The 13,895-nt window shown below is 68.3% G+C and carries 15 protein-coding genes; 5 read left to right on the top strand and 10 right to left on the bottom strand.

Annotated features, from left to right (window positions below; genetic code table 11):
• Positions 1-122: 122 nt before the first annotated feature.
• The 3 genes from ACZ3HL_RS14375 to ACZ3HL_RS14385 are packed head-to-tail and all read right to left on the bottom strand — an operon-like array spanning position 123 to position 2,992.
• On the bottom strand, positions 123-1,529 hold the full coding sequence (locus ACZ3HL_RS14375; protein WP_465531269.1) for an alpha/beta hydrolase: 1,407 nt from the start codon (positions 1,527-1,529) through the stop codon (positions 123-125).
• Complete coding sequence (locus ACZ3HL_RS14380; RefSeq protein WP_465531271.1) at positions 1,526-2,197, bottom strand: DUF4097 family beta strand repeat-containing protein; 672 nt, start codon at positions 2,195-2,197, stop codon at positions 1,526-1,528. Before ACZ3HL_RS14380 ends, ACZ3HL_RS14375 begins: the two co-directional genes overlap by 4 nt.
• A gap of 27 nt (positions 2,198-2,224) precedes the next feature.
• Positions 2,225-2,992: a DUF4097 family beta strand repeat-containing protein gene (locus tag ACZ3HL_RS14385; protein WP_465531273.1), complete on the bottom strand. Its 768-nt coding sequence runs from the start codon at positions 2,990-2,992 to the stop codon at positions 2,225-2,227.
• A 325-nt stretch (positions 2,993-3,317) separates the two neighbouring features.
• Here ACZ3HL_RS14385 and ACZ3HL_RS14390 point away from each other — a divergent pair, with 325 nt between their 5' ends.
• A complete protein-coding gene (locus ACZ3HL_RS14390) occupies positions 3,318-3,857 on the top strand; it encodes a YbhB/YbcL family Raf kinase inhibitor-like protein (protein WP_465421494.1) in 540 nt (179 codons plus the stop codon).
• Between the two features lie 211 nt (positions 3,858-4,068).
• On the opposite strand, the gene ACZ3HL_RS14395 is transcribed toward ACZ3HL_RS14390, so the two are convergent.
• Genes ACZ3HL_RS14395 through ACZ3HL_RS14405 form a run of 3 tightly spaced genes read right to left on the bottom strand, consistent with a single transcriptional unit; the run spans position 4,069 to position 5,413 of the window.
• The gene (locus tag ACZ3HL_RS14395) at positions 4,069-4,503 is read right to left on the bottom strand and encodes a GNAT family N-acetyltransferase (protein WP_465531275.1); all 435 of its coding nucleotides are present in this window, start codon (positions 4,501-4,503) and stop codon (positions 4,069-4,071) included.
• Positions 4,504-4,525: 22 nt separating this feature from the next.
• Entirely contained in the window at positions 4,526-5,086 is a 561-nt protein-coding gene (locus tag ACZ3HL_RS14400) for a TetR/AcrR family transcriptional regulator (RefSeq protein ID WP_038521642.1), read from the bottom strand.
• A complete protein-coding gene (locus tag ACZ3HL_RS14405; protein WP_465421489.1) occupies positions 5,087-5,413 on the bottom strand; it encodes a DMT family transporter in 327 nt (108 codons plus the stop codon).
• Between the two features lie 153 nt (positions 5,414-5,566).
• On the opposite strand from ACZ3HL_RS14405, the gene ACZ3HL_RS14410 reads away from it, so the two are divergent.
• The 3 genes from ACZ3HL_RS14410 (at position 5,567) to ACZ3HL_RS14420 (ending at position 9,543) form a co-directional block, all read left to right on the top strand.
• Positions 5,567-7,861: a (Fe-S)-binding protein gene (locus ACZ3HL_RS14410; protein ID WP_465421487.1), complete on the top strand. Its 2,295-nt coding sequence runs from the start codon at positions 5,567-5,569 to the stop codon at positions 7,859-7,861.
• A gap of 155 nt (positions 7,862-8,016) precedes the next feature.
• The gene (locus ACZ3HL_RS14415) at positions 8,017-8,529 is read left to right on the top strand and encodes a DUF742 domain-containing protein (RefSeq protein WP_465421485.1); all 513 of its coding nucleotides are present in this window, start codon (positions 8,017-8,019) and stop codon (positions 8,527-8,529) included.
• Between the two features lie 30 nt (positions 8,530-8,559).
• Complete coding sequence (locus ACZ3HL_RS14420; protein WP_465421483.1) at positions 8,560-9,543, top strand: cation diffusion facilitator family transporter; 984 nt, start codon at positions 8,560-8,562, stop codon at positions 9,541-9,543.
• Here ACZ3HL_RS14420 and ACZ3HL_RS14425 read toward each other — a convergent pair.
• Positions 9,537-10,229, bottom strand: coding sequence for a CAP domain-containing protein (locus ACZ3HL_RS14425; protein ID WP_465531621.1), 693 nt, complete (start codon positions 10,227-10,229; stop codon positions 9,537-9,539). The genes ACZ3HL_RS14420 and ACZ3HL_RS14425 overlap by 7 nt on opposite strands.
• A 121-nt stretch (positions 10,230-10,350) precedes the next feature.
• Positions 10,351-10,809 carry a MarR family winged helix-turn-helix transcriptional regulator gene (locus ACZ3HL_RS14430; protein ID WP_465531277.1) on the bottom strand — a complete coding sequence of 153 codons (459 nt, stop codon included), beginning with the start codon at positions 10,807-10,809 and terminating at the stop codon, positions 10,351-10,353.
• A 73-nt stretch (positions 10,810-10,882) separates the two neighbouring features.
• Here ACZ3HL_RS14430 and ACZ3HL_RS14435 point away from each other — a divergent pair, with 73 nt between their 5' ends.
• On the top strand, positions 10,883-12,070 hold the full coding sequence (locus tag ACZ3HL_RS14435) for an FAD-dependent oxidoreductase (protein WP_465531279.1): 1,188 nt from the start codon (positions 10,883-10,885) through the stop codon (positions 12,068-12,070).
• Here ACZ3HL_RS14435 and dcd read toward each other — a convergent pair.
• Together dcd and ACZ3HL_RS14445 are read right to left on the bottom strand one after the other, a co-directional pair.
• Positions 12,067-12,648 (bottom strand): dCTP deaminase, encoded by a 582-nt coding sequence (gene dcd, locus ACZ3HL_RS14440; protein ID WP_125679521.1) that lies wholly within the window; start codon positions 12,646-12,648, stop codon positions 12,067-12,069. The two genes, ACZ3HL_RS14435 and dcd, sit on opposite strands and share 4 nt — an antisense overlap.
• 13 nt (positions 12,649-12,661) lie before the next feature.
• Complete coding sequence (locus ACZ3HL_RS14445) at positions 12,662-13,867, bottom strand: oxygenase MpaB family protein (RefSeq protein ID WP_465531280.1); 1,206 nt, start codon at positions 13,865-13,867, stop codon at positions 12,662-12,664.
• Positions 13,868-13,895 lie beyond the last annotated feature (28 nt).

Below are 13,895 nucleotides of genomic sequence, written 5' to 3' on the forward strand. Positions count from 1 at the left end.
CCTTGAGTGGGCTCAACGCAAGTTGTATCGGGATGGCAGGGCTTCCGTCAAGCCGGACTTGAGTCACCCTCACTCAACCTTGTATCCGGCTCAACGTGCGACCCGGGCGTCTTGTTCCCGGGTCACCGGCAGACCGTGCCGGGACGAGGTGTGAGCCCTGTCACCAGGTACTTCACCTCTTCGGTGCGCACGCAGGCCGAGTTCAGCAGCCCCGTGTGCCCGTACCCGGCGTCGACCAGCAACGTCGAGTTCTCGATGTTCCGCGCGAGCCCCTTCGCCCACGCCAGCGGCGTGGCGGCGTCGTGCGCGCCGCCGACCACGAGGATCGGCGCCGCGCCCTGGACGCGCTGCGGCCGCGGCAGGTACGCCGAAGGCACCGGCCAGCCCGCGCACCCGCTCGCCATGTCCCAGAACTCCGAGTACCGCCAGCTGTGCGGCGAGAGGGTCTTCACCAGCCCCTGCATCGCCCGCATGTCGGCGTAGGAGGTGAACGGCGAGCCGAAGTCGTGGCAGCCGATCGCGCGATACGCGCCGTAGGACGGGTCGAGCTGGGAGTACGGCAGCAACCCGTCCGCGTCGCCCGCCGTCGCGCTCTCGATCGCCTTCGCGAGGTCCGGCCAGAACGCCGGGAGGATGAGGCTCCCGTAGACGCCGGCCGCCATCTCCTCGGCGGTCAAGTTTCGTCCGAGCCGTTTCGACGGCACACCATCGGGCGTTCGCATCAGCGCGTCGTAGGCGGCGAGGACGTCCTTGCCGCGAAGCGCGCACTCGGCCGACGTCGTGCACCACCGCGCGAAGTCCTTGAGCGCGCTCTCGGTCGCGATGGCCTCTTCGAGGACCGCCTGTCTGGTGGGCCGCGAGTGGTCGATGGCGCCGTCGAGCACCATCGTCCGGACACGCTTCGGGTACTTCTCGGCGTAAACGGCGCCGAGTTCGGACCCGTAGGAGATGCCGAGCCAGTTCACCTTCGCCTCGCCGAGGGCGACCCGGATCGCTTCGACGTCGTCCGCGGCCCGCCAAGTGTCCACAGAGGACAATCCGGGCCCGGTCCGCTTCAGGCATTCGCCGCCCGAAGCACGGTTGTGCGCGAGCAGCTTGTCGTAATCGGTGCGGCTCCGCGGAAAGCGGCTGACCGCTGGATCGTGCAGACCCGGCCCGCAGGTGATGGCGGGCGTGCTTTCGCCGACGCCGCGCGGATCGAACCCGATGACGTCGAACCGTTGCCGCACTTCGGCCATCTCCGGCTGGTCCAGCGCGAAACCGCGGCCGCCGTACTTGAGCACCGTGACGCCGGAGCCGCCCGGCCCGCCCGGATTCGTCAGCAGCGAACCGACGCGGCGGGCGGGCTCGGTCGCGGGCAGTTTCGCCAGCGCGATCGAAAAACCGTCGCTCACCGGGAGCTTCGCGCATTCCAGCGTCGGCGCGTACTCGGTCGCGCACGGCGCCCAGTCGATCCCGGAGGCGGCGGACGCGGGCAGCGCGGAAAGCGGCAGCAGGGTCAGCGCGGTGATCGCGGCCAGCGTCTTCATAGCGGCTTCACCGTGATCGAGCCGGTGCCCGACTGGAGGTCCAGGACGTTCGCCGAGGTCTGGTCCTGCCGGATTCCGCCGGTCTCGACCTTGCCGACCTCCGCCTTCGCGCGAACCTGGTACGCGCCGTCGGGGACGGACACGACGACCTTGCCGACCTCGGCGTTCGCGGTGACGGCGCCGGGCTTCGCGAGACCGACCTCGATGTCGCCGGTGCCGGTGCGGAGGTTGACGGGACCGGACGTGCTCAGCACCTTGAGGTCGCCGACGTCCCCCTTCAGGTCGACCGAAGCCGCCCGGGCGAGCGTGATCTTGCCGGTACCGATGGTCCCGGAGATCGCCAGCTCGCGCGGCACCACGACGTCGTAGTCCACGCCGCACTGCTGGCAGCCACCGAGGACCAGCGTGCCGTTTTCGACGCTGTACGTCTTGCCGGGATTCTTGCCGGTGTACGTCACTTCGCGGCGCAGCGAGACGGGCGCGCCGTCCTCTACCCGGAGCGTGACCCCGCCGACCGGGACGTCCACCCGGATCGCGGTGACCTGCTCGGTGACGGGCGCGCCGTCACTCAGCTTCTGCTGGAACTCCCCCGTGCAGCCGACGATCCCGAAGGCGGTCAGCGCGCCGAGAGCGAGCGCGCCGAGGACGCGCTTCTCCTTGTTCCCCATGAGAAAGTGTTCCCCCGATGAATTCCGTCAGGCCGCTCGGACCTTGACGCTTCCGCTGTCAGTGTTGAGATCGAGCCTGTGCTGGGCCGAACCGGACTGGTTCACGTCGATGTCGCGGTGGCCACTGCCGGAGCCGCCGGTGACGTTGTACTCGCCGGACGGCACGGTGACCTCGACCGAACCACTGTCGGTCTGCGCGGTGACGTCGGCACCCTTGAGGAGTTCGAGCTCGATACGGCCGCTGTCGGTGCGGGCCTCGACGTTGCCGCCGAGCCGTTCCCCCTTGATGGCGCCGGAAGCGGCCTGCACGGTGACGGCCTGGCCGATGTTCGCCAGCTCGACGCGGCCCGCGTCGGACCGCACCTTCACGGTGCCCGGCACGTCCGCGACGGAGACGGCGCCGGAGTCGACCGTGATGTCCACAGTGGACACTCCGGCGATGTCGACCGCCCCCGAATCGAGCTTGCCCGAGACCGGGACGCCCGCCGGGACCACCACGTCGTAACGGACCTCGCAGGTGGTGCCGCAGTCGGCGAGGACCAGGGTGTCACCTTCCACGCGGAACGATTCGCCCGGCTTGTTCCAGCGGTACTCGAACTCCTGGTGGATCCGGACCGGCCCCTCGCCGGTGCGGATCTTGACCCGGCCCTCGTCGTTGTCGATCCGCACGCTGCGGATCGGCTGGGTCACCTCCGAGGTGGCCTCCGCGTCGGACGGCCACCACCAGCCGAGGCCGGTGAGGACACCGACGCCGATCAACGCGATGCCTCCGATCGCGAGGAGTGGGCGCGCCATGGTCTTGAGTCCCTCCAGAGCAGGTTTTCGTGTAGCTCGACGCTAAGGGCAGCGCGGCGGGTTGGACATAGGGGTAACCCCCGGATTCGTCCCTGATCCCGCGCCCGGGCTCTCGGGGTCCCAGGCACTGTCCGGCAAGTCGTGTTCGCGGTCTCCGCGCCCAGGCGGCCCCTGACGGCACGGGCGGACGCGGCCGAGTACGAGCCGGTACGAGGCCGATCCGCCCGCACCGCCAGGAACCACCTGGATCACGAAGCCCATCGAACAGACTCACCGCACAGCGCCTAGCCTGGCTCCGTCATCTGTTCGACGATCAGGAGGACGCATGCCGCAGGCACCCGATCCGTACGAATTCCTGCCCGATCTGCCTGCCTTCACCTTGAGCAGCACCGACATCGAGGAAGGCGGCTTCCTGCCGACGCCCCAGCTTTCCGGGATCTTCGGCGCGGGCGGCGAGGACCGTTCGCCGCAACTGTCGTGGGAGGGCTTCCCCGAGGGGACCAAGAGCTTCGCGGTGACCTGCTACGACCCCGACGCCCCCACGGCGAGCGGGTTCTGGCACTGGGCGGTGTTCGACATCCCGGCGTCGGTGACGGCGCTGGCCGCGAACGCGGGCGACGAGGCGGGCTCCGGCCTGCCGGAGGGCGCTGTGACCCTGAAGGGGGACGGTGGCGTGAAGCAGTTCCTCGGCGCCGCACCGCCGCCCGGACACGGGCCGCACCGGTACATCTTCACGGTGCACGCCGTCGACGTCGAAAAGCTGGAAGTCGGCGAAGACGCTACGCCCGCCTTCCTCGGCTTCAACCTCTTCAGCCACGCGATCGCCCGGGCGTCGCTCACGGCCCTGCACGAGAACAAGGGCTGAACCGGCTTCCCGTGAGAGCCTCCTTCCCTGCTCTCAGGGGAGGGAAGGAGGCCCTCACGGACTTGGCCACTCGTCTCACCGGGCCGGCGCGGCGCTCGCCCGCCGGACGGGCCGAGGTGACGTTGCGAAAGCCACTTTCGCAACGTTGAAGGTTGCGAAAGTGGCTTTCGCAACGTCGGTGGGCTGAGCGAGACCTCGGCGGAGTGGCCCGCTATGCCTGCCCGTTCGCCCGGTTCCGCTCCATGTACTGCCCCTCGGGCGGGTCGCCGAAGCCGAACTGCCGGTACAGCCCGTGCGCGTCGGCGGTGTGCAGCATCCACCGGAACTCAGCGCCCGGCCCGTTGTCGATCATCTCCCGGACCAGTTCCTTGCCGAGCCCCGCGCCGCGCGCCTCGTCGACGACGAAGACGTCCGCGAGATAAGCACTGCCGATGGTGTCCGAGAAGGCCCGCGCGAACCCGACCAGCCGGCCGCTCGAAGTCTCGTACGCGCCGACGACGCGCCACGCGTTCCGGAAGACCTTCTCGACCAGTTCGCGGTCCCGCCACTTCCCCCAGTAGACCTCGGTGGACAGGTGCTTCCACACCACGTCGAGGTCCACGCGTGCCGGGTCGTCGTCCAGTTCGTAAGCGCCGACAGTCCTCATGATCCGAACGCTACCCAGCAGGTCAACGCGGTTTCAGCAGGTAGTCCACCACCGGCCGCAGTTCCTCCGCGGACGGCGGTTCGTCGTCGATGAGGCCCTGGATCAGCAGGCCGTCGATCCCGGCGAGGAACACCCGGAACGCGACCTCGTCGTCGTGCCGGACCATCGAGGTGAGCACGTCCAGCCAGCGCCGGGCGGCGGGCCGCAGCTCGGGTTTGCGCGCGGCCAGCAGGTACAGCTCGTACTCCGCCATCGTCCGGCCGCGGCTCGGGCCCAGCGCCTCCGCGAGCAGGCCGGCGACCTCTTCCGCGCCGCGGCTGCCGCGCGAGCGGGCGCGGTCGATCATCCAGTAGACCTCGGTCGCCATATCCCTCGCGCACGAGATGAGGGTGGCGATCAGCAGGTCGTCCAGGCTGGAGAAATGATAGGTGGTCGACGCCGTCGGCACGCCCGCCTCGGCGGCGACCGTCCGGTGGGTGACGCCGGCGACGCCGTCCCGTTCGATCACCCGCAACGCGGCCGCGATGATCTCCTCGCGCCGCTTCTCGCCCCTGGCCTTCCGGCCGTCGACCTGGATCTTCACTTAGTGCGCGCCTCCCGCCTCGATCAACACGACACCGCCGACCACCAGTACCAGACCGGCGATCACGGAGAGGTTGACCGGCTCCTTGAAGAACACCATCCCGACGGCCGCCACCAGCGCGACCCCGGCCGCGGCCCAGATCGCGTACGCGACGCTCACCGGCACGCCCGCCTTCAGTACATACGCGAGCGCGACGAACGCGACGGCGTACCCGACGACCACGACGATCGACGGGCCCACCTTGCTGAAGCCCTCGGAAAGTTTCAACGACACCGTCGCGGATACCTCTGCGGCGATGGCCAAAGCGAGGAGAAGGTACGCACCCATGTCACAAAAAATACCTGGACGATCGTCTTAAAACCAAGAGAGGCGTACACCACATCGGTGGGACTTGGGCGCGGTCAGTGGGTTACCCATCAGTAAGAAGCATTAGTCTGCCCGAACCACCACACGCTTCACTCGGACGAAAGGCACCCGACGATGGGCGCTGTACAGCTGACGCTCGGCGGGATCGCGGTCCTGCTCGGCGTCGTCGCCTGGGGAATGTTCTTCGCGACCATCGCCCGCTTCGTGCGGGTGATCCGCCTCGGTCAGCCGGACTCGACCCGCAACGGCCCGTTCATTCCGCGCATGAAGACCCTGATCAAGGAATTCGCCGCGCACACCCGGATGAACAAGGTCAAGAGCGTCGGCCCGGCGCACTGGCTGGTCATGTGGGGCTTCCTGATCGGGTCGCTCGCGCTGTTCGAGGCGTACGGCGAGGTCTTCGTCCCGACCTGGGGCTGGCCCATCCTCGACGACTGGTCCCTCTTCCAGCTGCTCATGGAGCTGCTCGGGGTCGGCACCATCGTCGGCATCCTGGTGCTGATCTGGGTCCGCCAGAAGAACCACCCGCGTCGCGCCGACCGGCAGTCCCGCTTCCAGGGCTCCAACTTCAAGTGGGCGTACTTCATCGAGGCCGTCGTGCTCATCGAGGGCATCGGCATCATCGGCGTCCGCGCCGCGAAGTCCGCGCTGAACGTCCACGAAACCCCGATCTGGGCCGCGTTCGTCTCGCACCCCATCGGCGAGCTGCTGCCCGCCAGCCCGGACCTGGTCTCGGTGTTCGCGTTCGTCAAGCTGATGAGCGCCACGATCTGGCTGATCGTCATCGCGCGCACGATGACCATGGGTATCGCCTGGCACCGGTTCAGTGCCTTCTTCAACATCTACTTCAAGCGCGAGGACGACGGCGGCGTCGCGCTGGGCGCGCTCAAGCCGATGATGAGCAACGGCAAGGTGCTCGACCTCGAAGAGGCCGACCCGGACGAGGACACCTTCGGCGTCGGCAAGATCGAGGACTTCAGCTGGAAGGGCTGGCTGGACTTCTCCACCTGCACCGAATGCGGCCGCTGCCAGTCGCAGTGCCCCGCGTGGAACACCGGCAAGCCGCTCTCGCCGAAGCTGCTCATCACGCAGCTTCGCGACCACGCCTACGCGAAGGCGCCGTACCTGCTCGCGGGCGGCAAGCGCGACATGGCGGGCGACGAGGTCGGCCTCTCCGGCGACAACATGTACGCGGGTATCGACGTCCTTGCGATCGCCGAGTCCCAGAAGGCCCTCATCGGCGACGACGGCGGCGTGATCGACCCCGAGGTCCTGTGGTCCTGCACCTCCTGCGGCGCGTGCGTCGAGCAGTGCCCGGTGGACATCGAGCACGTCGACCACATCGTCGACATGCGCCGCTACCAGGTGATGATCGAGTCCGCGTTCCCCAGCGAGCTCAACGGGATGTTCAAGAACCTGGAGAACAAGGGCAACCCGTGGGGCCAGAACGCCAAGGACCGGCTCGCCTGGACCGAGGACCTGGACTTCGAGGTGCCGGTGTTCGACGGCGACCTCGGCGACACCGAGTACCTCTTCTGGGTCGGCTGCGCCGGCGCGTTCGAGGACCGCGCGAAGAAGACCACGCGCGCCGTCGCGGAGCTGCTGCACATCGCGGGCGTCAAGTACACCGTGCTCGGCTCGGAAGAGTCCTGCACCGGCGACCCGGCCCGCCGCGCGGGCAACGAGTTCCTGTTCCAGATGCTGGCGCAGCAGAACGTCGAGATCCTCAACTCGGTGTTCGAGGGCCGCGAACGCAAGGCGCGCAAGGTGGTCGTCACCTGTGCCCACTGCTTCAACACCCTCGCGAACGAGTACCCGGAGCTGGGCGGCCAGTTCGACGTCGTGCACCACACGCAGCTGCTCAACCGCCTGGTGCGGGAGAAGCACCTGACCCCGGTCGCCCCGGTCGCCGAGGACGTCACCTACCACGACCCGTGCTACCTGGGCCGCCACAACAAGGTCTACGACGCTCCGCGTGAGCTCGTCGGCGCTTCGGGCGCGCAGCTGCGCGAAATGCCGCGGCACGGCGACCGCTCGATGTGCTGTGGCGCCGGTGGCGCGCGGATGTGGATGGAAGAGAAGATCGGCAAGCGGATCAACGTCGAGCGCGTCGACGAAGCGCTCGGCACCGCCCCGTCGAAGATCGCGACCGGTTGCCCGTTCTGCCGCGTGATGCTCACCGACGGCGTCACCGCGCGCCAGAGCGACGGGCAGGCGAGCGAGAAGGTCGAGGTCGTCGACGTCGCCCAGCTGCTGCTGACCGCCGTCAAGCGGAAGCCGGAACCGCAACTGGTCCCGGCGGGAGCGCCGTCTTTGGACGCCGTCTCGGACGCCGAACTCGACGGAAAGGCCGACGTGCCGACCGACGAAACCGCCACCGGGACCCCGCTTCCCGAAGAAGACAAGTAGCACGTCACGACCGGAGGGAACATTCTCTCGCACATAATGCGAGAGAATGTTCCCTCTTGTTTTATGACGTCCGGACCATTCGGTCCCGTTACCCGTTCGGCGGTACACCGTGGCGATAGGCTGCAGCGGATCCGAAAAAAGGGGCGAGGAAATCGATGGGCAACCGGCACGAACTCCGCTCGGTCAAGGAACACCGGCTCGCGATGCCGGGGTCGCCGACCGTTCGCCCGCCCGCCCGCGTCCCTTCTTCCGCGGCATTCGCCAGGATGGCCCAGGAAGCGACCATCCCCAGCATCCCGGCCGCCCGGCGGCCGCCGCGGCAGGAACGCCGTCGCACGCGCGTCCGCCCGTACGTCCGCACGGGCGGACGCACACAGTCCAAACGGAACTTCGCGATCGAAGCGATGATTTCCGTCCGGAACGACGCGCCGTGGAACGCGCCGGGGTTCAGCGTCGAATTCCATTCCGTGAGATCGCTGTGCCGTCGTCCGACTTCCGTCGCCGAAGTGGCCGCGTCACTAAGCGTTCCACTCGGCGTTGCAAAGGTCCTTCTGGGTGATATGGCCGAACTCGGTTTGGTCACCGTTCATGAAACACAGGCTGAATTCGACGGCCACCCGGCACTCGCCTTGATGGAACGGGTACTGCAGGGTTTGCGTCGCCTGTGAGATCGGCACACTCGCACTACGCTACGCGAGGTGAGTGAAGAATCCGGTGACGAAAGCACCCTGACCGTGGTGCTGGCGGGTGGGGTCAACCTCGCCATCGCCGTGCTGAAACTGATCGCCGGGATCATCACCGGATCCGGCGCGATGCTGTCGGAAGCCGCGCACTCGGTGGCCGACACGATCACCGAACTCCTCCTGCTGACCGCGTTGAAACGGTCGGGACGGCCCGCCGACCGCGTCCACCCGTTCGGCTACGGCAAGGAGCGGTACTTCTGGTCGCTGCTCGCGGCGGTGTCGATCTTCGCTTCTGGCGCGATGTTCGCGCTCTACGAAGGCTTCTCGACCGTCTTCGGCGAGGAGACCGAGCAGACCGATCCGATCGTCGGCTACGTCGTCCTCGCGATCGCGTTCGCCCTCGAATCCGTCTCGTGGTTCCAGGCCGTGCGGCAGGTGCGCCACGATGCCGCCGAGTCGGGCCAGAAGGTCTCCGTCTATCTGCGGATGATCGACGACCCGGCGCCGAAGACCGTGCTGTTCGAGGACTCGGCCGCGCTGATCGGCCTGCTGCTCGCGTTCGCCGGGATCGGGCTGCACCAGCTCACCGGCTCGCACGTCTGGGACGGCGCGGCGTCGATCGCGATCGGTGTCCTGCTCGCGCTGGTCGCCTACCTGCTCGGCCGCACCAACCGTGGTCTGCTGATCGGCAGGCAGGCGGATCCGAGGCTGGTGCGTTCGGTGCGCGACCACCTGAGGAACGCGCCCGAGCTCGAAGCCGTCGTCGATCTGCAGACCATGCTGATGGGCACCGATCAGGTGCTCGTCTGCGCTCGCGTGGACTTCGACGATTCACTCGGCGCCGCGGAGGTCGAACGCGCCTGTGTCCGGATGGCGGCCGAACTGGCGGAGACCTTCGGCGACGTCACCGAGGTGTTCATCGAACCCGTCCCGCGCACGGACGGCGAGCTGCGCGCGGCCGTGCTGGCGCGCTACGGCGACTGGGACAAGGGTCAGTAGCCGAAGTTCTGCGTCCAGTACATGCCCTTGGTGTTGACGCCGACGCCGATCTTCTTCAGCTTGCAGTTGAGGATGTTCGCGCGGTGGCCCTCGGAGTTCATCCAGGCGTCCATCACCTTGGCGGCGTTCGACTGGCCCTTGGCGATGTTCTCGGCGCCGGGCTTGTCGTAGCCGGCGGCGCGGATGCGCTGATCGAACGTGACGCCTTCCGGTGTCGTGTGCGAGAAGTAGTTCCTGGCCGACATGTCGTCGCTGTGCCCCTGCGCGGCGGCGGCGAGATGAGACTCGTTGCTCACCGGCGAGCAGCCGGCGTCGGCGCGCTCGGCGTTGACGAGGTCGACGACCTGCCCGGCGAGCGAGCTGTCCTGCGAACGGGGCGGTTCCGGAGCCTTGCTCGGAGTGGGCTTGGGGGCCTCTGAGGACTGGGCCGGCGGCTCGGGCGCGGCGGAGGACGAGCCGGGCGGCGCGGAGGAAGACGTGGGCGCGGACGAAGACGACGTCGGGGCAGGCGGCTCGGGCGCGGGGCCGCCGGGGGCCGGAGCGGACGTCTGGCCGAAGTAGGCGGGAGGCTTGGCGAGCGCGTCGCCTGGCCTGCCCTTGGTGTCGGGCACACTCAACGAGAGATTGCTCAACGCGGTGCCCTGGAACCGATCGGTCACCATCAGGTAGCTCGCGCTGGCGATCACCCCGCCCAGCAGGACACTGAGCGTGACTAGCAGTAACCGGCTTCGCGTTCTATTGGGGGACACGGGGCCGAAATTTATCACGAACCGGTTACGGCAATACCCCCGAAAGTAGTAATACCGGTCAGCGGCTGAGGCGACCCGTGGAGTCGTGCGTGATCGCCGTCGCGTCGACGAGGAAGCGGATCACGGTCTCCAGCTCCCCGTCCGAGTAGTTCTCGCAGGCCTCGCGGACCGACTTCACCAGGTGATCCCACAACGGCGCGACGGAGTCCATCCTCGCCGGATCGATCTCGATGAGGACCTTCCGCCGGTCTTCGGGATGCGGCTTCCGGGCGACGACCCCCTTGCCTTCGAGCCTGTCGACGAGCGCGGTGATCGACGCCGGCGCGAGCCCCGAAAGCCGCGAAAGGGCCTTCGGCGTCTGCGGCCCGAAGCGGGCGAGGTAGTCGGCCACCTTGTTCTCCACCGCCGAAAGACCACTCAGCTCGGCGATGGCCGTGTGGAACATGACCGTCTCCGTCGACAGCGCCCGCGACTCGTTGAGGATCCGCTCGACCAGTTCCGCTCGCTCGCTTGACACATCGGCCAGCCTAGCGGAGTCTTTAGTTCGACAGAACGAATTAGTTTCTAAGAGATTCGATGGGGTGAACGAAGTGGCGAAGGTACTGATCGCCGGCGGGGGTATCGCGGGCACGATCACGGCGATCGCGTTGCACGAGACGGGTCACGAACCGGTGATCCACGAGGCCTACGACCGGACGGCCGAAGGAGTGGGCGCGTTCTTGACGCTCGCGGTGAACGGCCTCGACGCACTGGCGCCGTTGGGGCTGAAAAGCCTGGTCAAAGACTTGGGGTTCGACACGCCGCGGATCAAGATGCACCTCGGCGACGGACGCGAACTGGCGGATTTCGCCCTCGGCGGGCAGCTCGAAGACGGCACGGTAAGCCAGACGGTGCTGCGCTCCGACCTGTACATCGGCCTACGCGACGAAGCCGTCAGGCGCGGCATCGAGATCCACTACGGCAAGCGTCTGGCCGACGCGCGCGAGACCGCTTCGGGCGTCCTCGCGACCTTCGAGGACGGCTCGTCGGCCGAAGGCGACCTGCTGATCGGCGCGGACGGGCTCCGCTCGCGGGTGCGGACGATCATCGACCCGCGGGCACCCTCACCTCGGTACGTGCCACTGCTGAACACCGGTGGGCTGGCCGAAGGCCTGCGTCTGGACGACGAACCCGGCGTCATGCACATGACGTTCGGCAAGCGGCTGTTCTTCGCCCACGTCGTCCACCCGGACGGCGGCGTCTGGTGGTTCGCGAACGTGCCCCGGAAGCGTGAGCCGTCTCCAGGCGATCTCACCGTGACGACCACCTGGCGAGAGGACCTGATCCGGCAGCTGGCGGTGGACCGCACCCCGGCCGTCGAGATCGTGCGCGCGACGCGGGAGATCTACCGGCCGTGGGCGACGTACGACTTCCCGAGCGTGCCGACCTGGCGGACGGACCGGATGGTCGTCATCGGCGACGCCGCCCACGCGACCTCACCGGCGGCGGGGCAGGGCGCCGCGATGGCCATCGAGGACGCCGTCACGCTGGCGCGATGCCTGCGTGACGTGCCCTCGATCCCGAAGGCGCTCGCCGTCTACGAAGGACTGCGACGCGAGCGCGTCGAAGCCGTCGTCGAGCGCGGCAAGCGCAACGGCGACTCGAAAGCGGTCGGCCCCGTCGGACGGGTGATCCGGGACTTCTTCCTCACGCGGGCGTTCAAGAACCCGCCGAAGGAGGATCCGAACGCCTTCATGTGGCGGCACCGGATCGACTGGGAAGCCCCGGTCGCTTCTTAGCGCCAGGTGTCGACGCGGTGGAAGTTCTTGTACGCGCGGCTCGGGGTCGGGCCCCGCTGGCCCTGGTAGCGCGAACCGGCCTCGTTCGAGCCGTACGGGAACTCCGCCGCGCTGGACAGGCGGAAGATGCAGAGCTGCCCGATCTTCATGCCCGGCCAGAGGGTGATCGGCAGGTTCGCCACGTTCGACAGCTCGAGGGTGATGTGGCCGGAGAAGCCCGGGTCGATGAAGCCCGCGGTGGAGTGCGTGAGCAGACCGAGGCGGCCGAGGGAGGACTTGCCCTCCAGGCGGCCGGCGAGGTCGTCGGCGAGCGTGACGGTCTCGTAGGTGGACCCGAGGACGAACTCACCGGGGTGGAGGACGAAGGGGTCTTCGCCCTCCTTCTCGACCAGCGAGGTCAGCTCGTCCTGCTGGAGCTGCGGGTCGATATGCGTGTACTTGCTGTTGTCGAACACGCGGAAGTAGCGGTCGAGTCGCACGTCGATGCTCGACGGCTGGACCATCGTCGGGTCGAACGGGTCGACGCCGAGACGGCCTGCGTCGAGCTCTTTACGGAGGTCACGGTCGCTGAGGAGCACGCGATCAGCGTAGTCAAGCGGCCTTCATGTGCCTGCCGTAGGTCGGGTCGAGCCCGAACACCTTGGTGACCTGCCGAAGATAGTGGCGTCGTCCGGCGGCCCCGATCAGCTCCTGGAGCGCCGTCGCGCCGGGCACCACCCGCCGGACCGTCTCGGCGGCGAAGTTGACGCCGGCCACCGCGACCACGGCCGCCTGGGCGAGCGGATCGTCGGGCAGCTCCAGGAAGTCGGCGTTGGTCTTGCCGAGCAGGAGCCTGCTGATCGCCCCGTGCCCCGCCACCGACACGTACGAGAGGACCTTGCCGACCGCGCCCCGGCCCTCGCCGATCGCGGCGTGGGATTTCATGAGCGCCGCGGCGAGCCGTTTGGAATCGTCGTCCGGGATGAACTCGGTGGTGGCGAGCAGCCACAGCAGACGCCAGGCGTCGTCCTCGCCGGCGGGCAGGAGTTCCTCGTCGACGCCCATCAGCCAGCCGACGTAACGCCAAAGGTGGAGGATGTCGGCGCGCTCGCGGGCGCTGTAGCGGAGCCCGAGCAGTTGCGTGCCGAAGACGTAGACGAGCGAGAAGAGCAGGAGCGTGCCCGCGGTCTGGACCTGGTTGACCGGCTTGTCCCAAGCGGCGTAATCCCAGTCCTTGCGGCGGTTCATGGCCGCGCGGACGTGCGCGTGCACGATCCGCACCCGCAACGCGGACTCGTACCCGCGCCCGCCGGGCACCAGCGCGCCCGGCGTCGTCACGTGGATCCACCACGTCGCCGTCTCGACGAGCCGCCGCGCGGCCTTGTACTCGATCTCGCCGGTGCCGACGAGCGCCTTCGTGGCGCGCGACGCGAGATAACCGCCCATCAGCGAAACGTCACCGAGCGGGAAGAGGCCGAGCAACCCGGCGCGCGTGATCGCCCGCGCTCCGCTGTCGAGGCGGTCCGGGTCGACCCAGTACGGCGTCGCCTCGACGTCGCGAAAGAAGGCTTCGAGCTCCTCCGGCGGACTCTCGACGCTGTCGATGCCTTGCCGCAGCGCCTGTTCGAACTTGGGTTGCCCCCCACTTCGCAGCAACGGCACCAGCACGTCGGCCGCCGGGTCCTCACGCTGCGCGAACCGCCGCAGCCGGGCGACCTGGCGCTCGTCGCCCCTGATGTCGCCCTCGATGAACAACCTCGACGCGACCCGGAACCCACCTTGACGGAACAGTTCGGGATCAGGCAGTCGCTCGCCCATCCGGATCACCTCCGAGGTCGACAACAAG

The sequence above is a fragment of the Amycolatopsis sp. NPDC000009 genome, from assembly GCF_055563465.1.